This is a genomic window from Candidatus Nitrososphaera sp. 86-2 (assembly GCF_056726185.1).
Window position 1 is genome coordinate 1,320,360 of record NZ_JBWZON010000001.1, and the last position, 26,538, is coordinate 1,346,897.

A 26,538-nucleotide genomic window follows, 5' to 3' on the forward strand; every position below is an offset into this window, starting at 1 on the left:
GTTTGTTTATCCCTGCGTCTTGATGCAGGGTGTGATATTGTTGACACTGTGTGAAGTATGCGGTAAAAACGACGAATACCACACGTGTTCGACGTGCAACAAGCGTCTGTGCATCGACTGTTTCAACTCTGTGCATTTCGGCATAAACGCCCCGAGGGCCGGCAACTCTATGGTGTACAACAGGTGTGTCTTTTGCGACAGCGTGTACGCGTCCAATGCAAAATGCAGCGTCTGCGACAAATGCACGATCATACTTACCTGGAAGTCTTCGATGAACTATCTTGCCGCAGTAAATAGGGTGACTGACCTTGTTATGACCGGGAAGCTGAACGTGAAACTGAGAAACGAGAACTATTGCAGGGCGAACTTTGGTGCCCGCGGGGCGCAGGTAATAATGGACGCGATAGACAGTTGTTCAAAAAAATGAAGCAACAGCAACAACAATGCAGCTGTTGCCGGGCAGTTATAGATCTCGCATGGCTCAGCGTGATCATTTGTGTACAACATCTGTAAAGGCGACGGAGCAGACACCTCTTTAGAGGCGGCTACTTTTTCTTTACCTGTGCTCCTCCTACTACATACTTTTCAGTCCACTTTAGCTTCCTCGGATCTCGACGGAGTACAAACAGGTTCTTCTTGCATTTATCCGAGCATGTCCACAATATCCGGCCGTCATTTCTGACGTGCATTATACCCGTGCCAGCAGGAATAAACCCTCCACAAAATGAGCAATTTCTGAAACTTCGATTGGAGGTAACATCGTCAGTACTTCTCTTTCGCCTCATCATTGTTATATCATTCTAGATAACCGCAGTAATTTTTTTAAAAAGTTTCTACGAATTATCGGAAGCAAGTACAAATCCTCTTTCTTTCTTGCCCGTCAGCTCTCGGACATAGCGGTCGTGGCGCCTGTAGGGCGTTTCGTTTATGCTGTACAGAGAGATAAAAGAAGATAATTTAATTTTCTAGAGTATATAGCCCCCTGATGCATTTCAGACAGGACTAATGGTATTGAACGGACAAGAAAAATAGTAAGCATCAGGCATTTCGCCGGGTTATAAGAAATTCGCACTTGTCCGCCCCGTTGGCGATGCACCTTCTTTCAATGCACGCATGGCCTTCTCCAAGCAGCCCCTCGGCAATGCCTGCAAGTAGTCCGGACATGAAGAAACAGCGAGGCGAATCGCTCTTTTTCTTCTTGCCTGTCTTTGCAAAAAAGTTGTCTTCTACAGTCACCTTGAGGCCATCTGTTAGCTTGCCCATCGAAAGAGTAAATGGCGACGTTTTGAACTTGCCCCAACCCGCCATGAGTCCGTATGATTCCAGAAATTTCACGGCCTGCTGTACATCGGGGACTTTATCCCGGGCATTTTGTCCTACTCTTGTGCCGTACTTTAGGCCCATCTGGAACAGGATGACTGACCAGCTTTCCTGCAGAGTGTCGTAAAGACCGTCCTGTATGGCATCCCAGAATTCCTCGTTAGTGAGAATGGCACTGCAGCCAAAGACTTTATCCTCTGTCTTGTTGGCGACAGGATCAAAATTAAAGTATTCATTGAGATAGGTGCTGGCAGAGTTGGCGGCTGAACTGCGCTCTTCCATAACCGCAGTAACCACAGGAATTGTATAAGGATTATGGCTCCCCGTCGAGACTAGCCCCGTCTTTTCTTGGCAGAAGCGCGTCCTCATACTTGTTCCAGTTTCTTTTCTTTCCATCCTTGAATACGTCTTTTGCGCAGTACTTCATAGAGAATGCGGCCATCTGGTCCAAGATTGGCGCTAGCGCCCTGCCTTTTTCAGTAAGGGCATATTCAATCTTGACAGGGGTTTCCCGGAAAACGTCCCGCCTTATCAGGCCATCCTGTTCCATTTCTTTCAGCCTTGCAGAGAGTATCTTGGCGTTGATGCCTTCGATTGTGAGGAATTGGTTGAACCTAGTCTGTCCAAGGTGTATCATGTTGCGGATTATCAGGGTAGTGAATTTCTTGCCCATTATCCTGAGCGTGTTGTTTATGGGACACACGCACATGTTTTCCTTCATCCATTCGACCTGTCGCTCTTCAAGCAAGTAACCAGAAGCTCACCTGCTTTCGATATCATCACTTACCGGTTTAAATACTTACGTTTCGTTATCCAGTAACGTTAGGTAATTATTATGAAAAACCAAGCAGGAAATGAAAATGTTGACGGGAAACAAAAGGTCGCGGTCGTGACCGGCAGCTCCAGCGGGATAGGATACGCCACCGCGCTGCGGCTGGCGAAAAGCGGATATCTCACGTTTGCAACGATGAGGAACCCTGAAAAGGGCGGTGCCGGCCTTGCCAAGGCGGCTGAAAACGAAAAGCTCCTGATACGCATCGAGCAGCTGGACGTCACCGACCTTGATTCAATAAATGGTTTCATGGACAGGATAGCCCCGCAGGCGGGCAGAATTGACGTCCTCGTAAACAACGCAGGGTACTTTTCGATAGGCTCGCTTGAAGACCTGTCGATGAAACAGATCCAGGACCAGCTTGACACCAACTTGCTTGGTGCCATACGGGTCACCCGGCAGGTGCTTCCAGTCATGCGCAAACAGAAAGGCGGCACAATCGTCAACATCAGTTCAGTTGTTGGCAGGTTCGGCCTGCCGGGCATGTCCGCCTACGTGGCCACGAAATTCGCGCTGGAAGGCTTGAGCGAATCACTGGCCCACGAAGTCGAGCCGTTTGGCATCAGAGTAACCCTCATCGAGCCAGGAGTGGTAAAAACCAGGATATTTGACAATACTGTTATCGGACAAGGCGCCCGGCGCACGGATTCACCGTATTCCGGCCTGCTTGCGGGCCTGAATTCAACCGTGGACGCTCTCAGAGAACACGCTTCCACTCCGGATCAGGTTGCCGAGACGGTGCTACAGGCAATTTCATCGCCAGAGCCCAAGATCCGTTATCATGTAGGTCAGGATGCCACCATGTGGCTGGAAAAAAAGAGCGCGATGACGGATGAGCAGTTCCAAGAATACATGAAAAACTCGTTTGCAAGCCCTGTTCTGGGCCAAAGATAATATCGCTGTAAGACAGGTATAGGCAGGTGTCACAATATTGGAAGTCAAAGACAGAGAAAAGGCCGTCACTACCGCCAACCGCTCCGCATGGTTTACCCTTGGGATACTAAGCAGCACCCTCTTGGTGGTCTTTTTCTCGGAGACCATGCTGCTGCCGGCCATCCCGGAAATAATGCAGGACTTTAACATACCGTATGGCACGGCCGCGTGGATATTCAGCGCGTACCTGATTGTGGCCGCAGTGATGACGCCCATCGCAGGCAGGATGTCCGACCTTTACGGCAAAAAGAAAGTGCTGCTCATTCTGCTCGCAACGTACGTGGTTGGAACGGCTGCCGGAGGATTTTCAAACAACATAGTATTTCTGCTCGCAAGCAGGATAATCCAGGGTGTTGGCTTGGCTGCGGTTCCGGCGGCTTTCAGTCTGCTCAGGGACACGTTTCCGCCATCAAAACTTGCCATCGCCGTGGGAGTATTCGGCTCTGCGTACTCGGCCGGTTCAGTAGTCGGCCTGCTGATAGGGGCAAGCATAATCCAGCACTTTGGATGGCACTCCACCTTCTTTACCATAGTGCCTTTTGCAGCCATTGTGACGCTCATGATAGCTAGGTTCGTCAAAGAAAGCAAGTCACAGTCAATTCCTGCTGCCAAGGCTCCAGAAAATATCACCGAGAAAAAACGAGCATCGTCGTCGCCTTCCATAGACATGAAGGGGACGGCCGCCCTTTCGGCCACGATAGTCTCGTTCCTTTTGGCGCTGACGCTAGTAGAGACAGGCGTAAGTTCTGAAAACCTGCCGCAGATTGTAGCCGCGTTCATCGCATCGGTAATTTCATTGGCCGCGTTTGTCGCCATAGAGAGAAAGGTCGTGTTGCCGCTGCTCGATCTACGGTTGCTAAGGGACAAGATCCTCCTCCCGTCGTACATCATACTGATGGTCACAGGGGCCACGATGTTCATGGCTTATCCGTCCATAGTGCAGCTGGTAAGGAGCCCGGCGCCGCTAGGATTTGGAGGAAGCGCGGTGGACGCAGCAGATGTGCAGCTGCCGTTCATGATAATGTTCCTGGTGTTTGCAAGCGTGACTCCGTTCATCATAAACAGGATAGGAAATATCAGGCCCATCATCATTGGCGCCGCAATCAGCTTGATAGGATCGCTCGGACTCTTGGCATTCCACTCGACAGGGGTTGCAGTGTCTGCAAGCCTGGCAGTGATTGCTTCCGGGCTGTCGATGATTGCGACCTCGGGATGGAACGTTGTCGTGTCGTCGTCACCTAAAGCGTTCACAGGCATATCTGTTGGAGTAGGCGCCCTCTTGCTGTTCATAGGGATGGCTATCGGTCCGGCGTTGGCAGGAATCTACATGGAGAAGCATGAGACTATCGAAGGAGTCCAAGGGTCGTACCCTTCTCCAGAATCGTACAATCTGGTGTTCCTTACGTCTGGATTGCTTTCGGCAGTCTCGCTTGGGTTTGCGCTGGTGCTCAGATCAAAAGCGCGCAAGGAAATCGAGGCTTGAGGTGACGGAGCAGATATGACGAACCATTTTGTATATCGTGATTCTCGGAAATGAGGGATATATAGAAAATGGCGCGGGGAGTGGGATTTGAACCCACGGGTCCTTGCGGACATGGGATTAGCAAACGGGGACAACAGGCTTTTCGTCCCTGATACAGGTGTAAATGGCTGGCGTCCACAAGGCCCCGCGGCTTCAAATCCCACTCCCGGGCGCCAGCTACAAACACTGGCCAACCTCGTGGCTTCGCCAAAAGCAAAGGAATGGCAGCTGTTTGAAGAATACATTGACAAGAGCCGCTACAAGGAATCCCTGCTCAGCTACGCGAAAAAGTACTGCTCTGTCTTGCAAACAGGAGATGCAAGCCCGCTCCTTTCGCTCAAGTTTGGAGGCAGAAGAGATGCCATGTCGGCACTTGCAAACCTGTCCAAATCTCTCGGCCTTTACAGCAGGTGGAAGGCCATCAGGCTGGAGTACCAGCTAAAGTGGAGCGACACTGAAAACAGCGACGCGGCCTTTTTCGAGCGCTACCTGTCCGGCGAAAGCGACCTGTACACAGAAATGAAGTGGCTCAAAGACGCCATCGCCATACTGCCAGAAAAGACAGGCCACTATTTGATGTTCACCACCCTGACCGGCCTGCGGCCAGACGAGGCCGTAAACGCCATCAACTACATCAAGGCCGACGACAGGGACTACATGAACAAGGAAAAGGGCATTCTGGAGCACTTTCGCCACCCGGAAACCTTCTTTAGAAAGACGAAAAAGGCGTACATCAGCCTATACAACGACAGGATAATCGAGCTGGCGCTGGACTCGGACGTGCCGTCATGGGCTGCCCTGCGCTCAAAACTCAACAAGCGGGGCATGGAAACGCACTCCAAATACTGCAGGAGCATCTATGGCACGTACGTCCGCAAAAAGGGAGTCGAATCTGAAATCATAGACATACTACAGGGCCGCGTCCCGCGCAAAGTCTTTGCCCGGCACTACTTCCACTCGTCGTTTACGGAAGACAGGAAACGAGTGCTAAGTGCTCTCGAGGGCCTCGCAGGTGAGATTATGGATGGCCGCTTTACAAATTGAATAGGATTTTGAAAATAGGCGGCCATCAATAAGTTGACTTCAATTAATGTGTAAAGTATGCTACCACCAACGGTCGTCGCTTCGACATACGTCAACACGGCTGCGGTCGCCATCTCGTATTGCAAAAAAGATAGACATCATGACAGGAGCTGTTAACTTGTGTCGACTGACCTGTATTATTGTCATAGAAGCACAAGACTTAAGGCTGTCCCGGTAAGCTAGAAGCTCGCAGAGATTGGCAATTAGGGTGAAGGTCTTTGGCCGTAATAACACAGGCTCAATTGTCATCACATTAATCGGATTCGGTGTTATTGTACTATGTTATGGGGTTTGGAATTGGCATAACCAGTTTGTTCAGCCAAACAATTATGCACAAATTTCAAAGCCGTACAATCCTTCTAGGAATTTTACAATCATTATTAACGCGTGGTCCTCCACCTTTGGAGCGCAGAGTCCAATAGACCTGTATGTTACCCTTCGCCCGGATACAGATTCACTCATAGAATATTTCCAAGCAGGAAAGACTTTTGCGGCAGAGCATTCTGGTATCGGATTACCCAAAGAATACTTCCTGCTATTTGAAGGAACAGACTGTACCAAACATCCATTGATTTTGACAGAGAGTGACAAATACAAATCTACAGATACGTGCGGCATCATATTGCCGTTGAATGTGGCTGATGAGAAGCTGTATCAGTACAAGGGTCACGCCACTTTCACATTCCCAGTTGAAGGAGCATATGGCATCTACCTTGATGACACATTGCCAAAGACATCCATCAAATTTACAGAGTACAAAGGAATCAAGATAGCATCACTTGACGCAACGCTGAATGAAAGGAATAACAAGTTGATAACCATTCTCACGATTGTAGGCGTCTATTTTGGCGGAGTTGCAGTTTATCGTCAACGTCGGGACGATTGATTTTTTCTGCGCGGGAGACGACATGCTAGAGTAATGATAATGCCCTCGAATTTACTGTACTTCTACCCAAGCAACCTAACGACTAGACAAAGGTCGATTGACGGAATCCGACATTTGCCCGCGGAAAGAGCACTTACTATACATACGCGCAGAAAATCGGCTTGTGGACAATTTTTGCAATTAAGTAAACAAGGTAAAGACTTAATGGACAAAAATGTCTACAAGCCATCACACCCCCTCGGATTTGAGCAGAAAGGACACCGTGGCCCCGCCGATTACCCCAACACAGAACGAGCCGAGAATCTTCGCCACGTGAAAAAATGGCCATCCCAATAAGTACTGGCATGATGACAACAAGAGCCTAGACGGAAAATTCTGGTACAATGACTAAACAATATTGTCAACAGAGGAATATTGTTGATGAATAATGGTAAACACATCTCCTATTTGCTTCAGGCTCGCTCACCGGGAATTAACAATCCTTATTTCATACCCGAGACAGGCGCATCTGCGGCAAAGCTGGAATCGGAATCAACGCGGAGGATGAATACGGCTAGAGGTTGTAGGATAACAAGGACTGAAAGTCGTTGAAATGGGTAGAATTGTGCCCTACTTGCCAGCCCATCCCTGATGACTTTCAGGCACAATCAAGCGTTGGGTATATGCAACAATTGTCGAATGGATTGCCATATAATAACCTTCTAGTAGGTATGCAGGCTTTATGATTGAAGGCCCTACTCGCCCGCTTCCAGAAGGCTTTCGGGCCAATCCAATGAACACAGAAGCGTTTGCAGTGGTCGTGATGACGTACTGGTGTCAAGTCGTAACAGGTTTGGAAGTTGCATTATATCCTTCATGCCCATTTATAGGAATTCGCTAGAGAAAGTTACAAAAGTATGATAATATCAGGGCACAAGATATCTACGAATTGTCATTTGGACTATCTTGTCTGCTAGATTGGGTGCTATCTAATTTCCGTAGCCTCTGTACAATCAGTACTATTCCAATTGCCGTTGCCGTGGAAAGAAAAACAATCAAGGTCGCGGGAAATTCCGGTACTAGCACCGTCCCTGTCGCCACGCCGTTTCTTGTCGTGTCAACTGGCTGTCCCTGCCTCATTATTCCCTTGACAGTTATCTCTACTAGGTAACCCCCATTTGCAGATAGCCTCACGGTCTGGTTGCCTGCTCCACCTTTTGCAATTTGGTCGGATGCTGAAAAGACGGACTCTTTATGGTTGTCGAGAATCCTGATGTCATACTTGACATCGTCATGAATTCTTGTGTCGTTGATGCCGCTGCTGTTGCTTCCGTCGTAGTTATTCACAAACTCCATCTCAAGCGTAGAGTTTTGGAGCGCTTTCAGCTGTCGGGGAGTCCAATTCAGCAAGACAGCGATGTTGCTGTTGTCCTTGTCAGTCGTCGTGATGCGGCTGGATGTTTTTACGCTGGGAGCAAAGGACAGCGAGAAATTCATCAAGTGGAGATTATCACTGCCAGTAGCAGTGTAATTGTTGCTCTTTGCGATATTCAAAATTTCATCATTGTGAAGAACAAAGTGGAAAATTACGTTTCCCGACTCGACTGTCTGGTCAACTGCGACGGCATTGCTTGCGATAGGCACGCCGTTTACTGTTGCGTTATATTCTGTATAGTTGCCTACCCCAAACAACGACAGAGGTAATTTTGCTTCTTGACGGACGACAGGCATCGTCCCGATGCTAGTAGCAGCGTTATCGGTGCTCGCAGCCGTTGCGTTTTTTGCCAAAAGTCCCAAAGTGCCATTCCAGTCAAACGGAGTGGACCATGAGAACGTCTCTGTACCTGCATCAAAGGTAAATCCTTGTACTATGTCATTAAAGGAAGTGATTGTTATCGGATATGTCCCGCCCTCGAATTTTACGTTTGTATGATACTCCTCTCCTACATGGACTAAAGTCTCAAACGTCTTGACATCCTTGTCTGCAAACAGATTCTGAGGATAGTCGATGCCAAGGACGCTGACATCGATGCGGTACAGCCCGCCGTCCAGCAGCACCGGCCCTCTTACATTAATTGTTCCTCCATAGTCTGCCTGCCAAGCGTTGGTGAATGCATCTTTGTTTGCGCGAATTTGGACGTCGCCGGGTTGCGGCTTTATCTTTAATGTCAGCAGTCCATTTTGGCTCACGAAGGTGTCCTTCAGTAGGGGCTTGGCATTCGGGTCAAGGCCCTTGTATATGGTTATGAAAAGATTGGGGTACTTTATGGTCGCATTGGTCTTGGTATCGTACAAACGAAACTGCATGTAAATGTCCGCATTGCCACCCGCAACAATAGCAGGAGGAGTTGTACGGACGGAAAGGGCTGGCTCTCTGTTACCGAAGTTAGGCGGCTGCGGCAGAAATTCTTGACAGCAGCCACCATCGGCAAAGGCAGGATGGATTAAGAGTATTGTCGGGAGGACAATCCCGCCCATCGCGATTAGAAACATCATGGCGCAAATGAAGCCTGTCGATGATGATGCGACGGGAATTTGCAAAAAACTATCATTACTGCGGGGGCGTTTATGGGCTGATTGTCTTGTACCTTTGAAATTTTTCCGGCCCCTGTATTCCACTCTCAGGTCTTTACTTCACTGAATCATGAATGCAATCCTGAATAGATAAGACAGATGTTCACTTGCAATTTAAAGAAGGAGGAGCGCCAACGGTTGAACGCTATGTAGTAGGTCGTCGCTATCGTCATCGTACATTCTCCTCTCTCACTTTATACTTCCTCTTTCTTGACAGTCGGGTCCTAAACTGCCTGCCACAGCACAAACACCTGCTCCTCTCACTGTAGAAGAATTTCTCGCAGCCAGAACAGTATTTCATCCCTACATCATACAGGCTTGTGTTGTGTCCTTTTATGCCAATGTCACGGCATTTTCCAGTACAGGGAGCCGGCAAAGACGCGCTGCAACTCCTATTTGGACTGGAGCAGATGCTGATGCTCTTTCTGGGCCTGTCGTATTGTCATCTGTAACCATTCCAGTGCAGACCACTCCCTGTCGAGTCGCTGCAGCTCTGAAACATCGGCTGTTTTGTTCATCTCCACTTCTTTTGTGTCCATGAGCGTTTGGATTGCCTCTATGGAGCGAGGAGCGTTTTCTATTGTTGATATCCATGTTTGAGCTCTGTCTATTGTAGAAGAAGGGTTGACGGCAGCCAGACGCTTTCTTTCGTGCTCTAGATGGACGTGGATGTAGGTGTCTATGTCGTCCATAATTTCCGGAAAATTTGCCAGCTGATTTAACAGAGCTGGCACTTTGGGGGGAGGGGGTGGCATATCTAAGTGTTATAACATGTTAAGCCATGTAGAGTTAAGCATCGCAAATATGATTCCTCTCTAGTGGTCTTACACCGGTCCCTGACCTGCAAGCCCTTTCCTAACAAAAAAGATACTCTCTATTTCTCCGGAAAGCACACACTTGCAGATATTGCAATAAAAAAAGAAAAAGAAAAAGAAAGGAAAGGCTTAAGCCACAGCCTTTGGCGTAGCCTTCTGTTTCCGACTAGTCATACGATGTGTCCGCACTTTTCTGCCGCACTCTGGACAGTGGGTAATTCCCAACGGCCGCCGTTCATGGCAGGTGCTGCAAAATGTATTTGTGGCGTAAATCGAATTGCTCATGTGCTCTCTCCCCCGTTCCCTCCTCCCCGATTCTAGTATATTTTCCACTATAATTTATCTAATATGGTGACTAGATTCCTGACGTTAGTACCAAAGTGGCAATCCTTGAGTATCAAATAGAGGAGGAAGAGAGGAGCAGCATCATCGCTTCACGGAGACGGAGGACTGCTGCCTCCACTCTACCGTCAAACATTGTTTCTCTTGCAATTCTTTCGTTATATTCCATCGCAAACTTTCTTACTAAAAAGATGGAGACCGGTATCTACACTGCCAGACCAACAATTACTCCAGCGTAAGGAGGACCAGCTTCCTGCAGGGGCTGCGTCAAGAAAACAGACCTACCCCTTGCTATCATTCCTGCCAACAACCACTACGCGGGCTTTGGACCGGGGACGGCCAGCGATACGAGTAAGATGCTCAACCTTGAAGATGTAAGTTGGACTGACAAAGAGCAGACGCGGTTGCCTTTCTAGTAACACATATTTTGGAAACACAAGAAAAAGAAGTGTAGTATATAACGAACAACAATAGCTATATTGCCTAGAGTCCCTTTACGGGATTCCGTGACAGTCGAGAAACCGAAAAGGTTTAGCGAAGTCGCGTTATTGCTGGAGCCACTACAGACACAATTAAACAAAGCATACGATGATGCTGGGTATCCCCTAAACGATGTACGAGGTAGTACTTTCCTGACCTGTAAGATGGTAGTGATGAATAATTTGATGATTTTGAATCTAATTGCTTCCATGGAAGATAGGATACTTCCCATCAATTGGGCGTACTTTATGACAGGACTCACCAATGGCGACATCAAGCAACAAGTTAATCATATCTCTGATTATCTAAGGCTTAGTGCGGCAACCATGATACAATTTCGTATAGAGAATATGTTTTCCAATCTTGTGGCAATATTATTGAAGAAATCTGCTCCGATTGGATATGGCAAACTCCTTGATGATTTATTCTGTAACATAACAATCGGAGATAAGGAGAACAAAAAAGCGATTCTCTCTGTCTTACAAGATATTAGAAATAGCCTGCATAACAACGGAGCCCATAACTGGCCTACCAAAGAAGTAACCATAGACGGTATTACTTTCAAATTTGAGCAGGGAAAAGTGGTTGCTTGTGCGGGATGGCCGCATTTTACAACTGCCATGAAAGCAGTTATTCCTATTTTGGTAGAGATAGTAAAATCTCCGGAGGTTATGAAGATACCGTCTCCTGTCAGTGAAATCTACATCAAGTAACGGCAGCAAGAGTCTCCCAATGCTAACTATGCCAGAGGATGCAAATGAGAAAAATGCCCCTACACACAATTTTGGCGCCTTCGGCGTCGGTGGCTTTCAAACCTTGTTTCGGCGCTCCTTTCACTTTGTAACATTTAGTTGCAAAACCCGTGTGCTTAGAATGTGACAATTAACCACTTTCCAGAATCTCAAACATAATTAGCTCGATTGCATAAATGAAAATAATGTTGTACCTAAGCGCCAACAGGGATAACCTCAAGGACAGGACCATTCCAGAATGCATCGTATCTAGGTACGACAGTCAGGGCAGGCCCGTGTACAGAAACATCTACTTTCATTTCCTGTTGGAAGACGAGATTACACTGCCGGGACTGAAGTGTCTTGCAGTAGTAGGACTCGCGTCCAATATGTTGCCACACGAGCTTAATGCAAGCCTCTTAGGCTACCTTTGCAATTCGCTTGGAGGAATACAGTCGCCTCTGGAAAGTATGCGGCGTACATACCATCCAAATTATGCCACGAAAAGGATGCGCTTGACAGCGCTGAAGGATGCTCTTATAGACAAGAAAATCGAGCCAACAAAGGATGGGTGGATAGGATTTGAAATAGACAGTGACGGCAGCAGAGTGAAGGCTGCGAGGATAACTAGGGTCGGTGACGCCATCTCCACAGAGGTGGAGTATTTCCAAGCAACGAAATGGGATACAGAAGAGCTTCAGATACTAAGGATGAGTAACGAGTATCGACGCACACTTGTATGGCTCTATGACAATATGTTTCTCCATTCTTGAAGTCGCGGGCTTTTACAGCAATTCGAGCTCTAGGCTCTGAACAGACGCGGGCCCGGTACCGTAGTCGGCGCACCTAGACAAACCGCAATCTCAACTTTGGGAGCTCTGCCTTCAACGTTGAATATGCCTTGACAAAATCCATCGCTTCCTGTTCCACGTATTGCTCTATCCTTTCCCAGTCCTTGTCGTAGTACCACTTGGCCATATTCGCAGCACGCCCTGATTTCCCCAGCAGTATGCTGTATCCTTTGAAGGAGCCGCCGTTAACGATGACCATTACTGGCTTCAGGTCAATCATGGGCCGCTGTCCCAGCTTCAGCCCTTCCAGCCCAAAGTACTGGCGCAGTTTGTACTTCATGAAGCGAAATTCAAACAGCAGGTTGTTGCCGATAGGAACGAAATTCCATGGCCCTTGGTCCAAGTACAGATTCTTGAATAGCTCGACAATCATCCGCTCGGAGCAGCCGTGGTCCCACTCGCGCAGCATAACAAGAGGGCCTGCAGGCTGGCCGGTTACACGGTCTAATCGCTGCATTTGCATGGAGATTATTTTTGCCGTATCGGGGAAGAGGCCGGCGCATACATGGTTTCGATATTGTTCGAGCGGCACCGTTTCAATGTCGAAGTAGTACTCCGCCAACCAATTTGCAAAATGGAGGAGTGCGACATAAGAGAGACTGTACCTTGGTGGGAGGGTGTCTGTCATACAAACGATAGACCTTATAATTTTCTATTTGCACCAATCCTCATGCAGATTCTTGGATAATTTCGTCACGTATCATGTCTTAAATGAATACGCTGCTTATAGTCATACATCATAGAATAATGTTCCATGAGCTTTCCGAGCGGAGATAAGACGGGAGAGAATAATGGTGATGTGAATGCACCATCGGGAGGCAAGGGTCCTGCTTCATCCGACGTCACTGGAGGCAATGGAAACAATGGCCGCCGGAATAAGATGGTCCTAAAGGTGATTGTTGGGGCCATTGCTGCAGTGATATTGGTATTTTCACTTCTAAATTCCCCGCTGCTCAGGAAAGAGCTTGGGACAGCAAACCCAGTAGTTACCGCCACTCTAACGCCAGAACAAAAAGCATTCATTGCCCAAGGAAACAGTGCCGGTGAGCGAGTGTTATATCAGTGCACATCGACACTTCCCTCTGGCTCAGCGGAGTGCGATTTGGGCGTCCAGCAAATAGTGGTCGTGTGTACTAGCGACGAAAAAGCCTATTTTGATTATTGCAAAGATGCCCGTCTTGATAATTATCTTCAGAATGTCGGCGGCTATGCTGGACTGATTGAAAGAATTGATGCACGGGCAGAAATGATTCATCAATCAGTCCAAAGGGTATATGAGCAAACCGTCGGCTCAAGTGTTCAGCAATGCATGCCAACCTTACCATCTGGCAATCCCGACTGTGACAATGAAATGAAAGGCCTAGAGACAAAGTGTATCACAGATAACAATACCTATGACTTTTGTGCGGATGTCCACCAGTACTACAAACTGAGATATGACGAGAAGGCGCACAATCAGGCAATACAAGAAAAACAACATGCAGAACAGGAAGCGTACCAAGCAATACAAGACAAAGAGAGGCTGAGTAGTCCAGTGACAGTAGATGCCCTCCAAGATTGCCTAGGCTCTCTGCCAAATGGTACCGTCGCTTGCGACCAATCCGCTTCCTTTGTGAGGGATGATTGCGCCCAGCGCCAAGATGAGATACCGAAAATAGATTATTTGGCTCAAAAGTGTTCCATCGCAAATGAGTATTATGAGAAAGTCGACAACTCGCCCCGGATGGTTGAGCTCAGAAGACAGAACGAGCTGGAATCCCGGGATAAAATAGTGCAAGATTGTTTGACAGGATTGGCTACAGGAGACAAGGCGTATGTAGAATCTTGTAACAGCTCCATTACAGCCTTCTCGACCCAATACTGCTCAACCCCAGAAAGCACGACTGCAAACAGTATCCTATGTCAGGATGTAGAGAAGTACTTGAATGCATCGACGATGTACCAGTCACAACAAGATGTTATTCATACAGCAAAGACCATTTTCCTGTCTCGGCTAGGGTCACTAGGACTCGATGTCCCGGGTGAAGACGCAGTTCGCGTCGAAAAGATAGAGCGTATTGGAGACGCGGAGTACCACATAGACCTCAGTGTTACCGCCACTACGCAGACCAGCAACCCTCAAGAACAGTTGCACTCCGGACACATCGAAATGCAACATGATACTTCGCCTCAGACAATAACGGTCCTAAACATAGACGGAAAGGACATGCTGTATAGCTGCGGTACTGAACACAATCAAAAATGCTTTTGAAGGCAAGAGGAAAGTGGTAAGCACTCGGAGCGGTCACAACGAGATGTCCGGGAAGCTAAGCATCTACTCGCTCTTCAGGCCAGCCTTTAGCAGTAGCAGGGAATGGCCATCCTTACTCAGGATGCATGAGCCCTAGGCGAAACTCCTTTGGGAGGATTCTGGCCTGTGCACTTGAGCCAATTAGACGCTATGTAGGTCCAGAGAGGCCGAATAATCTATAAAAGGGCGAGACATCGGCCATTTCCGATTCTACTTTAGGGGTTATCCAATGGTCCTTCCTTCATGCTGACTGTTTAGGTCAGAATATGTAAGAGAATTTGCCGAAAAAGCTTTAGCTATAGAATGCCTATAGACCAAAGTGGCAGAAGATAGTCGGGATGACCGGCCTTCAGGTAGTCCCGCACCCGCTCTCCTGACTAGGGCCGAGCTGGACTGGCTCCTCGGAAGAAAGAAAGTGTCCAAATCGTACGAATATTACATGAGGAGCACAATCAAACGCAAACTTGCAATATTGGCGGATGTAGAGCTTCCTCTTTTGGCGGACATGGGATATCCACTCCCGCCGGACCTTAGCACTGTTTCTAAGAATCTTAGTGCTAATCCTAAGGTTTCGGGGAGGAGGCCTGCTCCTGTGGAAGAGCGCAATTCTGCCGGAACAAGTGAAAATGTTGCGGATTCTGTGCACCAAAATGCGGATAGCGCTGAAAATTTATGGCGCGGGGAGTGGGATTTGAACCCACGGGTCCTTGCGGACATGGGATTAGCAATCCCACGCCCTACCAGGCTAGGCGACCCCCGCCCGTCGTCATGCAAATGGAATCCACATTATATTAATCATCAACCGTTAGTTCTTTTTAGCACGAGCATGTCTATTGATACAGAGCCCATGACAACATATCGTAATACCCACGCTTTTCCCAATTATGCACGGCCGTGCTCAAATTATGCAATTATGCACGCTCGAAAACCGGCCCTATGCAACAAGAAATTCGCTTGTAAAAAATAGTATATTGCATTAAAAAGATTATAAAATAGTCATGTACCGTTATAGTATCTTTGAACCTTAAGGAAGCAAACGAGCTCTTTAGGCGGGCAATCATAAAGGCGTACTTTGAGCCCCAACTGCTAAAGATGGACTACCGCAAGTCGACAGTCAAGCATCCTGCGATTGGCGACGACGGCCTGACAGTCGACAGCATTTTGCACCTTTATTTTGACGTCATGACCGGCAACGACTATCCTGACGGCGACGAGTGGTTTTCAATCGAGTACATTTTTCCGCACAACATCAAGCTGCAGGACAGCCTGAAGGGTCCGGACTATTTCACCACGCTGTCTGTCGGAGAGGGCAAGCATTTCTGGCGCCACAGAGAGCTCGTGCGCTTCAAGTACGGCAAGTCAAAGAAACTTGAAGAGTCGCTAGAGTTTCTCGACAAAAAGTACAAGGAGCTGAGCAAGGGCCTGCACGACTCGGGCGTCGTCAACCAGCTAGACTGAGGACTTTTTTGCAGGCAGGACCCACTCGCTGTTCTTGTAGAAATAGTTGACGCTGTTCACCATGGCGATGCTTGGGCTCCACTTGAAGGTCGCCTCCTCGTACGAGAACCAGACTTCATCGGCGCCCTTTGGGACAGTCTTTAGCTGCAATGGAACAATGTCTACAAGGTATTCCAGCTTTTCCACGCCCATTTCATACTGCCTATCCCCCTTTGACAAGAGCGGGAATACGACAGGAGTATTTCCGCCCTCAAAGCCGGCAAACCGGATGTAGGTCTTTACTCCTTTTCGCCCGCGCCTTTTCTTCATGTCCTTGAGCACGCCCTTTACCTTGAACCAGCTGTCCATCGTGAATTCCTGGAAAAACGGCTCGCCGAACGGGACTGGAAAGCCTATCTCGACCATCGTGACAAACTGCGGGTCGTCCGCCGGGACCTCAGAGTCTTCCACGCTGTACGACCTTGACAGCGTGTCGTACAGCGTCTCTATCTCCCACGCAGAGGCGCCATAGTAGCGGAAAACTGCAGCAGGCGGAAGGCTCGCCAACAGCGGCAGATGTGTGCCCGCGCAAGATAAAGTCTTTGCGTGTGTGCGTATATGCGTATATGTGCGCTAGATAGCGTTCGTGAATTTCAAGAGATAAACGATGCCAAGGGCCGCCGCATAAGCGACCATCTGCTTCCACGATATCGGGATGCTTGGCGCCTCCAGCTTTATCTCGTGGTTGTCGATAACGCGTGTGATATAGTCGCGGATCTTTTCGTTCCAGATCTTGTACTCTATCTGGTGCTTTTTCAGTATCTGTTCAAGTTCATAGATGACAGGCGACCTTGCCGAGCGGATGTGCTGGATGTACTTTCTCGACACTTCGACTTCGGCCTGTATCGCAATCAAACCCTGCTCGACCGTAAAGAGGCGCACGTGCATCTCCCACGGCTTGGACAGCTTTTTCGCAAGGCCGCAGCCAAGCTGGTTCGGTTTTTTGTTCTCCAGCTTTACAAGCTTGAAACCTTCCGAAAGGAGAGCGCTGACGATTTCATCCTTCTTTATCCTTACCATGAGGCTGAGGTGGTCAAGCTCTATCTCCTCCTGCTTGATGAGGTTCTTTATCCCCTTTGCAATGCTGGTCTTTGGGTATGCGGTAAGGAATTCAGACATTACCGTGGATAAACAGCGATCCAGAAGGCAATATTAAAACTGTGTGCACGCGCAATCTCATCATTCGCTTTTCAGGCCGCGAAGGTAAATGTCCTGCTCTGGCGGCACCGCCATGTCGCGCCAAGACAGCAGCTTTTTTTTGCTCGTCCACTGCACCTTTGCGCCCCTGACCACCGCGGCAGGAGTCGACTCGTCGCTTTCGCCCATCGCCGCGACCCCCATCGTGGCAAGGCCGTCAGCTACTGCCCGGAACGTCACTCTCAGCACGTTGCCAAAGAGGTCCTTTTTGCCTCGCAGGTCCTCGACCGGCTCAAATCCGGCGCACGCTATTGCCACTCCGGTGGTGCCTATGCGCGTAGGCATGAGCCGGCTGTCTGCTATCACCACTCCCACGTTGACGCCGAGGTCTGCCAGAAACGCGTCTCTCAGGTCCTCGGCTGAGGCAAACGGATCGCGTGGGTACAGTATCGCAAAGCCCTTTGGCACGTTTGACTTGTCTATCCCGGCGTTTGGCGCTATCATGCCGTCCCGTATCGCCAAAAGGAACCCAGGCACGCCTTTGACCACATAGTCGGACTCTCTCAGGACCAGCTCTGCAAGCCTCGGCTCCATGTGGCATTTCTTTGCAAGCGCTCGCGCCTTTTTGCCTGCCTTTATCCGCCTCATGTCCACCACCGAGCCCTCGGCCATCGAGACGAACTTGCTTGACACTACTATAACGTCGCCGTCCTTGTACGCAAAACCTTCTTCTTTTAGGCTCTCGTACAGGTTGAACCTCCCGCTTTTCCTTGCGACTTTAATTGCCAGTATCTCCAAGCGCAGTGACGATATTCGCACCCGGCTTAATCTTGCTTTCGCGTTCTCCAAAGGTTTTAATCCGCCATCCGCCAAATCCACCTCAAGTGATACGGTTTTGGCAGCAATGACGATTACCGAAAAGATACTTGCCCGCGCCGCAGGCAGAAATAGCGTCTCGCCCGGCGACGTGGTGTTTGCAAAGGTGGACAAGGTCATGATGCACGACGTTTCGGGCCCCGGTGTCATCAAGGTTTTTTCCGAGTGGGAAAAGAAGGGACTGAAACTGGAAAAGATATGGAACGCCGACAGGGTGTGGGTGACTGAGGACCATTTCGTTCCTGCTGCCGACCGCGTCTCTGCAGAGAACATCATCACGCTCTCCAACTTTACGAAAAGATACGGCATAAAGAAGCACTTCAAGTACGGCCTTGGCCAGTACGGCATTTGCCACACGCTCTCGCACGAGGAGGCGATGGTCCTGCCGGGCGAGGTGTACGTGGGGGGCGACTCGCACACCAACACCACCGGCGCGATGGGCGCCTTTGCAGCCGGCCTCGGCCACACCGACGTGGCGTACGTGCTCATGAACGGCGAGATATGGTTCAAGATCCCCGAGACTCTGATGTTCAAGGTCGAGGGCAACAAGCCGGACCACATCATGGCAAAGGACATCATACTGAAGGTGATAGGCGAGATTGGAACTGACGGCGCCAACTATGAGACGATGCAATTTTCAGGCAACGTCGTGAAAAAGCTGTCGATGGAGGAGCGCCTGACGCTCACAAACATGACGACAGAGGCAGGTGCCAAGAATGGCATAATCGAGCCAGACGAGACCACGTACGCGTACCTGAGAGAGCGTACGGACGCCCAGTACTCGCCGGTGCACGGCGACGAGGGAGCGCACTATGCCGAGACGTTCACAATAGAGGTTGAAAAGATGGAGCCAACGATTGCCAAGCCGTTTTCTCCCGGCAACATCTCTGTCGCAAGGGAACTGCAGGGAACGGAACTTGACAAGGCTTACATCGGCTCGTGCACGGGGGCCAAGCTTGACGACCTGAGGGCGGCGGCAAAGATACTGAAGGGCAGAAAGGTCAAGATCCGCACCGAGGTGCTTCCGGCCGCGCAGTCCATCTACATGAAGGCCATGAAGGAAGGTTTGGTAGAGATATTCATGGAAGCCGGCGCAATCGTCGGCCCGCCGACGTGTGGCGCGTGTTGCGGCGCCCACATGGGAGTGCTCGGAAAAGGCGAGATATGCATCAGCACCACGAACCGCAATTTCCCCGGCAGGATGGGCCACGTCGAGTCGCAGACGTACCTGGCTTCCCCGGTGGTAGTGGCGGCTTCGGCAATAACGGGCAAGATAACAGACCCGAGGGATGTGAGAAACTAAAATGGACAAGACATTGAGAGGCAAGGTCCACAAGTATGAAAGGGACAACATCGACACCGACGTCATCATACCCGGCCCGTACTTGAAGATCCACGACCACAAGGAACTGGCCAAGCACGCGATGGAAGGAATTGACCCCAAGTTCCCAGAGAAAGTCCAGCAGGGCGACTTTCTCGTCACCGGAAGCAACTTTGGCTGCGGTTCCAGCAGGGAGCACGCGCCCATTGCGCTTTCGCAGACGGGAATCAAGGCGATACTTGCGCCGACGTTTGCGAGGATATTCTACAGAAACGCGGTGGACGGAGGGTATCTTCTCCCAATAGAGATAGACGCGGCGACTGTAAAGAAAATCTCTGACAAGGACGAGCTAGAAATCGACCTTGCAAGCAACAGGATAACAAACCTCACAAAGAACGAGCAGTACTCCATGAAGCCGTTTCCGGAACTCATCGCCAAGATAGTCGAGGCCGGCGGGCTTATGAAGTACAGGCCGTCATGACGAGAAAGGGCAGGCTCGAAGAGATATTCAGCAGGGCGCTCTACGCCGACGACCCCTCACTCTATTTTGTCAGCTACCGCGACTTTGACAGCATCGTCGAGGTTCCGCTGCAAGAGTTTGTCTCGCTGTCAGAGAATTTTTCAGTGATACCGCCAAGCAGGATAGCAAAGGTTCGACGCGGCGATGAGATATTGTACACAAAAAGGTCAGGACTCTAGGACCCAGCCTTCGTCAAGCGTGGCCTGTTCGCCTGTCGCAGTCGCATAGCGCCACACGTGCATATCGTCTTTTGCCTTTACCACAGACTTGATCTTTGACAGCGACTCTAGCTCATTCTGCAAGCCTTCAAGGTCTGCCTTTGTGGAGTCGTGGTGCTTGCAGAACTGACAGTGAGAGTCGAGGGTCGCAACCCTGCTGTCTGCGTCCACCACGGGGTACGCGCTGCAGGCAAGTGGGCGCTGCTTGTATATCCCGCAGGCAAAGCCGCCGTGCAGGGAGCGCTTTTCAAGGTCGAGAAACGGGCATAAATCGCCGTCTTTTTGCTTGCCCATCATCTGGTACGCGATTACCTTTTCGGGGCCGGCCTTGTCTCCCACCGCAAGCCGGGGCAATATCCTGACCTCAATGCCTTTTTCCCTTGCAAGTTTTTCAATCTTGTCCTTTTCTTCAGGTAAAAGAAGCACCCCAATTTTGCCAAAGTCAGGAGAAGGATAGTACTCACGGTAGATGCAGCAGTCAGAGCAGCCCTCCACGCAGGCGAATTTCACTGGCTGTTTTTTTCTTCTTCCTGTTCTTGTTGCATTATGCATTGCCACTCGACCGAATCCCTGGCAAGCTCGGATAACTGCAGAAACATAATGTCGTACACCGACTTGGCCTTTTTCAGTATCTCTAGCTCGAACTTTTTCATGCTGCCGTCGCGCTCTTTTTTCTTTGGGTTCGTGTTTTCCTTGTATATGCCAAAGCGCAGCATCGCCTTTTTTTCATAGCCCACCTTGAAGCGCTGGTAGTTCTCCGACATCTGGACCTTTTTCACAAAGCCGGTGTTGTCCTTTTTGTAGTCAGAGCCTCCGTACAGGATGAACCAGTAATGGTCGCCGTCTTCGACAAAGCGCAGCTTTATCTGGTCGTCGGGCCACCAGTCGACGGTCTTGTTCCACAGCTTGAAAGCAGGCATCTTGTCTTGGAAAAGCGGAAAGACGTTCATGTAGACGTCATGGTAGCGGTATCCGACTCCCATAAAGTCCCGGAACCACGTTATCGGCTTGCCGTCGTTGCTGCTACTCAAGACATGGTTGCTTTTGCACCGGCCGCTATAAAAGCCAAGGTTTTAGTGCGGTGCGTACAGAAGCCTTTTACGTAATCCTTATTATGGTGTTTCATACCTCATCCCTCAATGGCGCCTTACCGCAACAGTGTCAAGATACTGGGTGATGTGCTCCAGATTACCGAAGAACACGGCCTTGGCGGGGTCAACCTCACGTCGCTTCTGAGAAAGGCCAACCTCTCTTACGGGAGGCTGGCTGCTGTCGCAGGCAGGCTAGTACAGGCCGGCCTCATACAGGAGCAGCTGCTGGAAGGGCAGAGGATATACGTAATCACCCCACAGGGCAAGGAGTACCTTCACAGGTACAACCAGTTTGCAGAAATGGCAAACTCGTTTGGCTTGAACCTCTAATCTAGTTCAGTTTTGCAAAACAATGCGCATGGCGTTATATCCACTACTACTGAGGCTTTTCGACTGCTTCAATGTGGCATTCGTGGCCGCGGTGCTCCGTGTCGAGCTTTTTTGCCTCCTCGCCAGTTATAGGAAAGCGCTCATTCATCAAGTGCTCCTCGCCTTCCTTTTCCAAAATAACCTTCTTGCAGGTGTCGCACACAAGCTGCATCGTTATGACGCCCATATTTGGACACCCAAAAAGACGCGCAATTGGTATTTAGACTATGCGCCACACACACATACAGGTAGGTTTTTAATGGATAAACGGCTATTCCCGGCCGTTTTATCATGCAAGCAAACCACCAGCAGCTCGACGAAATGGACAAAAAGTTGCTGAACGACATCCAGTGGGTTTTCCCGCTCGCAGACAGGCCATATCTAGAGATTGCCAAGAACTATGGCATCTCCGAGGACGAAGTCATGCGCAGGATAAGCGGGCTAAAGGGCGCCGGCCTCATACGGCAGATAAACGCCATTTTCGACACGAGGCGCCTAGGGTACAAGAGCGCGCTGATCGCGTTTGCAGTCGCGCCAGAGAAACTTGACGCGGTGGCTGAAAAAATAAACGAGCACCCAGGAGTCAGCCACAATTACGAGCGCAACCACGAGTACAACATGTGGTTCACGCTTGCAGTCCCGCCCGACTCGGACATGAAAGACGAGCTGGACAGGATGTCTGCGCTTGACGGCGTCGTGAAATACCGGTTACTTCCGACGTTAAAGATGTACAAGATAGGCGTGAAACTGGACATGGTAAACGAGGACGCAGAAAAACCCAAGCCCACAGAAGAGGTCAAGGAGTTGAACCCAGACAGGCTAGAGATAACCGAGCGGGACAAAGAGTTTGTCCGCGAGTTACAGAAGGACCTGCCGGTGACAAGAGAGCCTTTCAAGGAAATGGCGCAGAACCTCGGAATCACGACCGCAGAATTGTTTGCAAAGGCAAGAGAATACGAAAAGATCGGCCTGATGCGCAGGTTTGCCGCGATACTGCGCCACCGCGACGCAGGCTTTGTCGCAAACGGGATGGTAGTGTGGAACGTGCCGGAGGACAGGGTGGACGACGTAGGGTTCAAGCTAGCGGCGTTTCCGCAGGTGAGCCACTGCTACCGGAGGCCCGTGTACCCCGATTGGAAGTACAACGTGTTTTCGATGGTGCACGCAAGGTCGCTTGAAGCTGCAGAAAAAATGGCAGTCGAGATGTCGGGGCAGATTGGAGTGAGCGACTACAAGATCCTCTTTAGCTCCCGCGAATTCAAAAAAGAGCGGGTCAAGTACTTTGTCTAGCTCGCAACCGGCTTGACGTAAAAGTTCTTTTCGTACATCTCTTCCAGCTGCGCGGCTTCGGAGGTAGACAGGTACTTGCCGTCAGATATCGCGGCAAACATCTCTATCTCCTCGGTGCTTATCATGGTTGGCAGGACGACAGAGACCTGCGGCTGCGACAGGATGAACTTTATCGCCAGTTCTGTTATGTTCCAGCCCCTGCCGCTTGCAAGCGGCTTCATGTTGTCTATTTTTTGCATGGCCTCCTTGATGAACTCTTGCTTGCGGAAGCTGCGGTGGTCGTTCTTGTCAAATTTCGTGTCGGCAGTCACCTTGCCCGTCAGCAGGCCGGAAGCGTCAGGGACGCGCACCATTATGCCGACGTCGCTCTGCGCTGCTGCCTTCATCAGGTCGCGGCCGGGGTCCTGCTCCAAGACGTTGTAGACGGTCTGCACGCAGGTAATGTTGCGGTTTGTTATCGAGAACAGCCCCTCGTCTCGCCAGCCGATTGCCGGGCCGAGCGCCACTCCGTGGCTCTTTATCGTACCCTCTTTCACGAGGCCGTCCAGAGACGCGAACAGCTCGTCGTTCTGGATTGCGTCCATCTTGGGGTTGTGCAAGCTATAGACATCAACATAGTCTGTCTGCAGGCGCTCTAGGCTCTTTTTGAGCGCGACTTGCAGGAATTCCGGGTCGTGTTTCTGCGGAAGCTCCTGGTGGCCGATCTGCTCTGCGCCGTACAGGTCATAGCCCCATTTTGTAGAATAAACGACTTCGTCGCGCATGTCCTTAAAGGCTTCTCCCATCAGCCTTTCGCTCTTGCCCTTGCCGTACATGTCCGCTGTTTCAAAGAAATTAATGCCGACGTCGTACGCCTTTTTCAACATCCGAATAGCTTCTGCGTCGTCGATCTTCTTGCCCCACCAGTCAAGGCCGATTGTCCACGCGCCAAAGCCAATCTCGCTTACCTTGATGTCGCTCTTGCCTAGCCTTCTGTATTTCATTATGATGCCAGCACCTCCGCCACTTCATCGGAAATCCTGCCAAACGCCGCGTCGTCGACTGCGGGCCTGCCAGTCGCTTCAAGGTCGACTGGTATCCAGGACTTGCAGCCGGCCCACTCTTCCTTTGTACTTACGGTAATCGGGCTTGAGAGGTTGTATACCCGTAGCAGTATCACGCTCATTGGCTTTTTTGGGTTGTACGCCATTCGTGCATTAACATAGCTTTCGTTCCATATATGGTATTTCTCTAGCTTTTTCAGGACAGAAACGTCATTTACTTCCTTGACCATTTTCGCCTCTGCATAGCCGGTCAGCAGGTTTGCCCCAGCCGGCGGCTGCTCCCTGAGCACGCCGTCCAGCCTGCCGGCGTAATCCGGCTGCAGGTGCTCTCTTGCCTGGTGCTCGTACGTAGGGAACAGCATGAACCTCTCGTGCTTGACCTCAAAGCCCTGCCTGAACTCCAAGATGCCTCCCTTGCGCAAAAGCACCGCCTGCCTGCCTTCCTGCAAAGCCTTGCAAACCACTGCCCACTCTTTTAGCGCCTGCATCCAGAATCACCCGAGACTCTTGAGAATGTCTTCCGGCTTTTTGTGCACGCACACTATCATCGGCGTGTCGCGGACAATGTACCGGCTGACCTGCGTCTCGCGCAGCTGCATTATCAGTTCTTGAAACGCGGGCAGGTCCTGCGTCTCAAATGCGAGCATGAAATCCTGGTCGTCGATTCCAAATGAATAGGTGGTATTGAGGCGCACCTGCGGGAACTTGCGGCCCACTGCGATGTGCTCCTCCATCATCTTCTTTCGCTCTTCAAACGGCAATAGATACCACTCCCTCGACTTTACAAACGGATAGACGATGATGTACTTTAGCGGCTGCTCGTCTGTCATGAACCCCGGCGTCACCTTGCTTGCGTACACGGACGGCCGGCTCGACGACATAAAGACGTACGACGGCGTCACGTACTTGCCAAACACGGTGGTATAGATTTTCGACGCAAGCACCTGGGTCTTTTCGATAGTGTCAGAGACCATCCAGACCATAAGGTCCGCGTCTTCCCGCAGGCCGACAGTAGAGTAGGTGCGCACCTTCATCTTTGTGTTTGCGACTTCGATGAGGCTTGCAAATTCCTTTGCGGCCTCGTCCTTGCCTATCTCGTTTAGCCAGCGCCACTTGGGGTCTACCTTGAAGAAAGTGAAATTGAGATAATACGTTGTTGTCGGTTGTTGTTGCTGTGATGGTTGAGGAGGATTATTGTTTTCTGCCGACAATTTTCAAAAATAACTGTCGGCCCTGCCTTATTTAAAACAAAGCTGCTTATTTGTCCTCAAGGCCAAGCCAGCTGTAGCCCTTGGCTTCAAGCTCCTCGGACAGCTCTTTTCCGCCCGACTTTATGACCTTGCCCTTGGCCACCACGTGCACTTGGTCGAGCTTTTTCATGTAGCGTAGAATCCTCGCATAGTGTGTGATGACAAGCACGCCGGCGCCGGTGTCTATCAGCTTGTTTATCGCCTCGGCGACTGCCTTGACCGCGTCGATGTCAAGCCCCGAGTCCGGCTCATCCAGTATTGCAATGTTTGGCTTTAGCACCAGCATCTGCATGACCTCCGAGCGTTTTTTCTCGCCTCCCGAGAATCCTTCATTCAGATACCGGCCGAGGAACGATGGGTCAAGGCCAACTGCGTCAAGGTTCCTCTTCACGTACTCGTGGAACTCGCGCACCGTGAGGAATACCTCGCGGTTCTGCTCCTCGCCAAGCGACTTGTTCAGTTGGTTGTAGGCGTTTCGCAGAAAGTGGCTATAGCCGACGCCTGAAATCTCGGTGGGATACTGGAACCCGAGAAAGAGGCCCTTTCTTGCCCTAAGGTCAGTGGAAAGGTCGTTTATCAGTTCGCCCTTGACTCTTATCTCGCCTGAGTCGAGGGTGTACTTGGGGTGGCCCAAGATGGCGTTTGCAAGCGTGCTCTTGCCAGAGCCGTTTGGGCCCATGATTGCATGGACCTCGCCCTTGTCGATGTTGAGGTTCAGGCCGTCGAGAATCTGTTTACCGTCAATGCTAACGTGCAAATCCTTTATTTCGAGAAATGCCATTTTTTCAGTTTCAGCTCTCCTTTATAAGGTATTTAGACTTAACGGCGTTATATTTCAATCGCAGGTTCTGTTCACCCTCTGGTTGTTTCCTTTGGTTGTTCGGCAGCGGTTGTTGTCAATGCACCTTTTAGCAGTTCCTTCCATCCTTTGACATCTAGCCCTGCTACTTGCGCGGGTGTCTGCCCTTCCAGAGCCATGTGTGGCTTGACAAAGTTGTACGCAATCCGCTGTCCCTCTGACAATGGGGTTTCGTACGACTTCCAACCGCGCTGCACCTTTACGCGCTCCCTCAGAGTACCGTTCATACACTCTATGCGGTTGTTGTTCTCGCGCTTGCGTACGCCGCAGTTCTTGATGTGCTCAGGTACTTTCTTGTCCTCAAACGCCAGCTTGACAACTAGATATGATCTTTTGCGAGTACAGATAATTTGTATAGTTATCATATGTTTTTGCCACTTTTTCTACTGAAAAATGTTCCATCACAATCAACGCGAAACAAATTTGGAA

Annotated in this window: 31 protein-coding genes and 1 tRNA gene; 14 read left to right on the forward strand and 18 right to left on the reverse strand. The window is 50.2% G+C overall.

Going from position 1 to position 26,538, the window contains the following annotated elements; all coding sequences use genetic code 11:
• Positions 1 to 40 precede the first annotated feature (40 nt).
• On the forward strand, positions 41 to 427 hold the full coding sequence (locus tag ACYOR7_RS08045) for a hypothetical protein (protein ID WP_294804799.1): 387 nt from the start codon (positions 41 to 43) through the stop codon (positions 425 to 427).
• Positions 428 to 545: 118 nt separating this feature from the next.
• Here the strand turns inward: ACYOR7_RS08045 and ACYOR7_RS08050 are convergent, their stop codons facing one another.
• The 3 genes from ACYOR7_RS08050 to ACYOR7_RS08060 form a co-directional block, all read right to left on the reverse strand.
• Complete coding sequence (locus ACYOR7_RS08050; protein ID WP_479913583.1) at positions 546 to 788, reverse strand: 50S ribosomal protein L24e; 243 nt, start codon at positions 786 to 788, stop codon at positions 546 to 548.
• A gap of 250 nt (positions 789 to 1,038) precedes the next feature.
• Positions 1,039 to 1,602 carry a V4R domain-containing protein gene (locus ACYOR7_RS08055; RefSeq protein WP_294804797.1) on the reverse strand — a complete coding sequence of 188 codons (564 nt, stop codon included), beginning with the start codon at positions 1,600 to 1,602 and terminating at the stop codon, positions 1,039 to 1,041.
• Positions 1,603 to 1,633: 31 nt separating this feature from the next.
• The gene (locus tag ACYOR7_RS08060; protein WP_294804795.1) at positions 1,634 to 2,068 is read right to left on the reverse strand and encodes a winged helix-turn-helix transcriptional regulator; all 435 of its coding nucleotides are present in this window, start codon (positions 2,066 to 2,068) and stop codon (positions 1,634 to 1,636) included.
• 87 nt (positions 2,069 to 2,155) lie between these two features.
• Here ACYOR7_RS08060 and ACYOR7_RS08065 point away from each other — a divergent pair, with 87 nt between their 5' ends.
• From ACYOR7_RS08065 to ACYOR7_RS08080, 4 genes are all read left to right on the forward strand, one after another.
• Positions 2,156 to 3,046: an SDR family oxidoreductase gene (locus tag ACYOR7_RS08065; RefSeq protein ID WP_294804793.1), complete on the forward strand. Its 891-nt coding sequence runs from the start codon at positions 2,156 to 2,158 to the stop codon at positions 3,044 to 3,046.
• A gap of 37 nt (positions 3,047 to 3,083) precedes the next feature.
• Positions 3,084 to 4,568: an MFS transporter gene (locus tag ACYOR7_RS08070; protein ID WP_294804791.1), complete on the forward strand. Its 1,485-nt coding sequence runs from the start codon at positions 3,084 to 3,086 to the stop codon at positions 4,566 to 4,568.
• Between the two features lie 87 nt (positions 4,569 to 4,655).
• Positions 4,656 to 5,651: a site-specific integrase gene (locus tag ACYOR7_RS08075; RefSeq protein ID WP_479913584.1), complete on the forward strand. Its 996-nt coding sequence runs from the start codon at positions 4,656 to 4,658 to the stop codon at positions 5,649 to 5,651.
• A gap of 247 nt (positions 5,652 to 5,898) precedes the next feature.
• Positions 5,899 to 6,576, forward strand: a complete 678-nt coding sequence (locus tag ACYOR7_RS08080; protein ID WP_479913585.1) for a hypothetical protein — start codon at positions 5,899 to 5,901, stop codon at positions 6,574 to 6,576.
• A 921-nt stretch (positions 6,577 to 7,497) separates the two neighbouring features.
• On the opposite strand, the gene ACYOR7_RS08085 is transcribed toward ACYOR7_RS08080, so the two are convergent.
• Entirely contained in the window at positions 7,498 to 8,850 is a 1,353-nt protein-coding gene (locus ACYOR7_RS08085; RefSeq protein WP_479913586.1) for a hypothetical protein, read from the reverse strand.
• Between the two features lie 671 nt (positions 8,851 to 9,521).
• On the reverse strand, positions 9,522 to 9,821 hold the full coding sequence (locus ACYOR7_RS08090; RefSeq protein ID WP_479913587.1) for a hypothetical protein: 300 nt from the start codon (positions 9,819 to 9,821) through the stop codon (positions 9,522 to 9,524).
• Positions 9,822 to 10,792: 971 nt separating this feature from the next.
• Here ACYOR7_RS08090 and ACYOR7_RS08095 point away from each other — a divergent pair.
• Entirely contained in the window at positions 10,793 to 11,479 is a 687-nt protein-coding gene (locus ACYOR7_RS08095; RefSeq protein WP_479913588.1) for a hypothetical protein, read from the forward strand.
• Between the two features lie 224 nt (positions 11,480 to 11,703).
• Positions 11,704 to 12,270: a hypothetical protein gene (locus tag ACYOR7_RS08100; protein ID WP_479913589.1), complete on the forward strand. Its 567-nt coding sequence runs from the start codon at positions 11,704 to 11,706 to the stop codon at positions 12,268 to 12,270.
• Positions 12,271 to 12,343: 73 nt separating this feature from the next.
• Here the strand turns inward: ACYOR7_RS08100 and ACYOR7_RS08105 are convergent, their stop codons facing one another.
• On the reverse strand, positions 12,344 to 12,757 hold the full coding sequence (locus ACYOR7_RS08105) for a hypothetical protein (RefSeq protein ID WP_479913590.1): 414 nt from the start codon (positions 12,755 to 12,757) through the stop codon (positions 12,344 to 12,346).
• 345 nt (positions 12,758 to 13,102) lie between these two features.
• Between ACYOR7_RS08105 and ACYOR7_RS08110 the strand changes: the two genes are divergently transcribed.
• Entirely contained in the window at positions 13,103 to 14,599 is a 1,497-nt protein-coding gene (locus tag ACYOR7_RS08110) for a hypothetical protein (RefSeq protein ID WP_479913591.1), read from the forward strand.
• Between the two features lie 712 nt (positions 14,600 to 15,311).
• Here the strand turns inward: ACYOR7_RS08110 and ACYOR7_RS08115 are convergent.
• Positions 15,312 to 15,398, reverse strand: a tRNA-Ser gene (locus ACYOR7_RS08115).
• Between the two features lie 257 nt (positions 15,399 to 15,655).
• On the opposite strand from ACYOR7_RS08115, the gene ACYOR7_RS08120 reads away from it, so the two are divergent.
• The gene (locus ACYOR7_RS08120; protein ID WP_294804789.1) at positions 15,656 to 16,096 is read left to right on the forward strand and encodes a hypothetical protein; all 441 of its coding nucleotides are present in this window, start codon (positions 15,656 to 15,658) and stop codon (positions 16,094 to 16,096) included.
• Here ACYOR7_RS08120 and ACYOR7_RS08125 read toward each other — a convergent pair.
• The 3 genes from ACYOR7_RS08125 to cofE all read right to left on the reverse strand — a co-directional run bounded on the left by ACYOR7_RS08125 (position 16,088) and on the right by cofE (position 18,070).
• Positions 16,088 to 16,642 carry a hypothetical protein gene (locus ACYOR7_RS08125; protein ID WP_294804787.1) on the reverse strand — a complete coding sequence of 185 codons (555 nt, stop codon included), beginning with the start codon at positions 16,640 to 16,642 and terminating at the stop codon, positions 16,088 to 16,090. The genes ACYOR7_RS08120 and ACYOR7_RS08125 overlap by 9 nt on opposite strands.
• 66 nt (positions 16,643 to 16,708) lie before the next feature.
• A complete protein-coding gene (locus ACYOR7_RS08130) occupies positions 16,709 to 17,254 on the reverse strand; it encodes a hypothetical protein (protein ID WP_294804785.1) in 546 nt (181 codons plus the stop codon).
• Between the two features lie 60 nt (positions 17,255 to 17,314).
• A complete protein-coding gene (gene cofE, locus ACYOR7_RS08135; protein WP_294804784.1) occupies positions 17,315 to 18,070 on the reverse strand; it encodes a coenzyme F420-0:L-glutamate ligase in 756 nt (251 codons plus the stop codon).
• A gap of 106 nt (positions 18,071 to 18,176) precedes the next feature.
• Between cofE and ACYOR7_RS08140 the strand changes: the two genes are divergently transcribed.
• The 3 genes from ACYOR7_RS08140 to ACYOR7_RS08150 are packed head-to-tail and all read left to right on the forward strand — an operon-like array spanning position 18,177 to position 20,168.
• Positions 18,177 to 19,451: a 3-isopropylmalate dehydratase large subunit gene (locus ACYOR7_RS08140; RefSeq protein ID WP_294804820.1), complete on the forward strand. Its 1,275-nt coding sequence runs from the start codon at positions 18,177 to 18,179 to the stop codon at positions 19,449 to 19,451.
• A 1-nt stretch (position 19,452) separates the two neighbouring features.
• On the forward strand, positions 19,453 to 19,950 hold the full coding sequence (locus ACYOR7_RS08145) for a 3-isopropylmalate dehydratase small subunit (protein ID WP_294804782.1): 498 nt from the start codon (positions 19,453 to 19,455) through the stop codon (positions 19,948 to 19,950).
• Positions 19,947 to 20,168 carry a DUF504 domain-containing protein gene (locus ACYOR7_RS08150; RefSeq protein WP_294804780.1) on the forward strand — a complete coding sequence of 74 codons (222 nt, stop codon included), beginning with the start codon at positions 19,947 to 19,949 and terminating at the stop codon, positions 20,166 to 20,168. Before ACYOR7_RS08145 ends, ACYOR7_RS08150 begins: the two co-directional genes overlap by 4 nt.
• On the opposite strand, the gene ACYOR7_RS08155 is transcribed toward ACYOR7_RS08150, so the two are convergent.
• Positions 20,157 to 20,717 carry a YkgJ family cysteine cluster protein gene (locus ACYOR7_RS08155; protein ID WP_294804779.1) on the reverse strand — a complete coding sequence of 187 codons (561 nt, stop codon included), beginning with the start codon at positions 20,715 to 20,717 and terminating at the stop codon, positions 20,157 to 20,159. The genes ACYOR7_RS08150 and ACYOR7_RS08155 overlap by 12 nt on opposite strands.
• The gene (locus tag ACYOR7_RS08160) at positions 20,714 to 21,238 is read right to left on the reverse strand and encodes a hypothetical protein (RefSeq protein ID WP_294804777.1); all 525 of its coding nucleotides are present in this window, start codon (positions 21,236 to 21,238) and stop codon (positions 20,714 to 20,716) included. Before ACYOR7_RS08160 ends, ACYOR7_RS08155 begins: the two co-directional genes overlap by 4 nt.
• A 108-nt stretch (positions 21,239 to 21,346) precedes the next feature.
• Here ACYOR7_RS08160 and ACYOR7_RS08165 point away from each other — a divergent pair, with 108 nt between their 5' ends.
• A complete protein-coding gene (locus ACYOR7_RS08165) occupies positions 21,347 to 21,628 on the forward strand; it encodes a winged helix-turn-helix domain-containing protein (protein ID WP_294804775.1) in 282 nt (93 codons plus the stop codon).
• Positions 21,629 to 21,674: 46 nt separating this feature from the next.
• Here the strand turns inward: ACYOR7_RS08165 and ACYOR7_RS08170 are convergent, their stop codons facing one another.
• Positions 21,675 to 21,854 carry a hypothetical protein gene (locus ACYOR7_RS08170; RefSeq protein WP_294804773.1) on the reverse strand — a complete coding sequence of 60 codons (180 nt, stop codon included), beginning with the start codon at positions 21,852 to 21,854 and terminating at the stop codon, positions 21,675 to 21,677.
• Between the two features lie 104 nt (positions 21,855 to 21,958).
• Between ACYOR7_RS08170 and ahbA the strand changes: the two genes are divergently transcribed.
• A complete protein-coding gene (gene ahbA / locus ACYOR7_RS08175; RefSeq protein WP_294804772.1) occupies positions 21,959 to 22,957 on the forward strand; it encodes a siroheme decarboxylase subunit alpha in 999 nt (332 codons plus the stop codon).
• On the opposite strand, the gene ACYOR7_RS08180 is transcribed toward ahbA, so the two are convergent.
• From ACYOR7_RS08180 to ACYOR7_RS08200, 5 genes are all read right to left on the reverse strand, one after another.
• Entirely contained in the window at positions 22,954 to 23,940 is a 987-nt protein-coding gene (locus tag ACYOR7_RS08180) for an aldo/keto reductase (protein WP_479913592.1), read from the reverse strand. The genes ahbA and ACYOR7_RS08180 overlap by 4 nt on opposite strands.
• A complete protein-coding gene (locus tag ACYOR7_RS08185) occupies positions 23,940 to 24,488 on the reverse strand; it encodes a DUF1802 family protein (protein WP_294804769.1) in 549 nt (182 codons plus the stop codon). The genes ACYOR7_RS08180 and ACYOR7_RS08185 overlap by 1 nt, the downstream gene beginning before the upstream one ends.
• A 6-nt stretch (positions 24,489 to 24,494) precedes the next feature.
• Positions 24,495 to 25,211 carry a chlorite dismutase family protein gene (locus ACYOR7_RS08190; protein WP_294804767.1) on the reverse strand — a complete coding sequence of 239 codons (717 nt, stop codon included), beginning with the start codon at positions 25,209 to 25,211 and terminating at the stop codon, positions 24,495 to 24,497.
• A 46-nt stretch (positions 25,212 to 25,257) separates the two neighbouring features.
• Entirely contained in the window at positions 25,258 to 26,031 is a 774-nt protein-coding gene (gene sufC / locus ACYOR7_RS08195) for a Fe-S cluster assembly ATPase SufC (RefSeq protein WP_294804765.1), read from the reverse strand.
• A 71-nt stretch (positions 26,032 to 26,102) separates the two neighbouring features.
• On the reverse strand, positions 26,103 to 26,474 hold the full coding sequence (locus tag ACYOR7_RS08200; RefSeq protein WP_294804763.1) for an integrase core domain-containing protein: 372 nt from the start codon (positions 26,472 to 26,474) through the stop codon (positions 26,103 to 26,105).
• Between the last annotated feature and the right edge of the window lie 64 nt (positions 26,475 to 26,538).

Bases quoted from the DNA above. Each gene is read 5' to 3' on its own strand.
- ACYOR7_RS08145 (WP_294804782.1), top strand. From the start codon at position 19,453: ATGGACAAGACATTGAGAGGCAAGGTCCACAAGTATGAAAGGGACAAC.
- ACYOR7_RS08165 (WP_294804775.1), top strand. From the start codon at position 21,347: ATGGCGCCTTACCGCAACAGTGTCAAGATACTGGGTGATGTGCTCCAG.
- ACYOR7_RS08170 (WP_294804773.1), bottom strand. From the start codon at position 21,854: ATGGGCGTCATAACGATGCAGCTTGTGTGCGACACCTGCAAGAAGGTT.
- ACYOR7_RS08150 (WP_294804780.1), top strand. From the start codon at position 19,947: ATGACGAGAAAGGGCAGGCTCGAAGAGATATTCAGCAGGGCGCTCTAC.
- ACYOR7_RS08065 (WP_294804793.1), top strand. From the start codon at position 2,156: ATGAAAAACCAAGCAGGAAATGAAAATGTTGACGGGAAACAAAAGGTC.
- ACYOR7_RS08200 (WP_294804763.1), bottom strand. From the start codon at position 26,474: ATGATAACTATACAAATTATCTGTACTCGCAAAAGATCATATCTAGTT.
- ACYOR7_RS08180 (WP_479913592.1), bottom strand. From the start codon at position 23,940: ATGAAATACAGAAGGCTAGGCAAGAGCGACATCAAGGTAAGCGAGATT.
- ACYOR7_RS08105 (WP_479913590.1), bottom strand. From the start codon at position 12,757: ATGCTGCGCGAGTGGGACCACGGCTGCTCCGAGCGGATGATTGTCGAG.
- ACYOR7_RS08100 (WP_479913589.1), top strand. From the start codon at position 11,704: ATGTTGTACCTAAGCGCCAACAGGGATAACCTCAAGGACAGGACCATT.
- ACYOR7_RS08185 (WP_294804769.1), bottom strand. From the start codon at position 24,488: ATGCAGGCGCTAAAAGAGTGGGCAGTGGTTTGCAAGGCTTTGCAGGAA.
- ACYOR7_RS08130 (WP_294804785.1), bottom strand. From the start codon at position 17,254: ATGTCTGAATTCCTTACCGCATACCCAAAGACCAGCATTGCAAAGGGG.
- ACYOR7_RS08055 (WP_294804797.1), bottom strand. From the start codon at position 1,602: ATGGAAGAGCGCAGTTCAGCCGCCAACTCTGCCAGCACCTATCTCAAT.
- ACYOR7_RS08140 (WP_294804820.1), top strand. From the start codon at position 18,177: ATGACGATTACCGAAAAGATACTTGCCCGCGCCGCAGGCAGAAATAGC.
- ACYOR7_RS08090 (WP_479913587.1), bottom strand. From the start codon at position 9,821: ATGGACGACATAGACACCTACATCCACGTCCATCTAGAGCACGAAAGA.
- ACYOR7_RS08110 (WP_479913591.1), top strand. From the start codon at position 13,103: ATGAGCTTTCCGAGCGGAGATAAGACGGGAGAGAATAATGGTGATGTG.
- sufC (WP_294804765.1), bottom strand. From the start codon at position 26,031: ATGGCATTTCTCGAAATAAAGGATTTGCACGTTAGCATTGACGGTAAA.
- ACYOR7_RS08050 (WP_479913583.1), bottom strand. From the start codon at position 788: ATGATGAGGCGAAAGAGAAGTACTGACGATGTTACCTCCAATCGAAGT.
- ahbA (WP_294804772.1), top strand. From the start codon at position 21,959: ATGCAAGCAAACCACCAGCAGCTCGACGAAATGGACAAAAAGTTGCTG.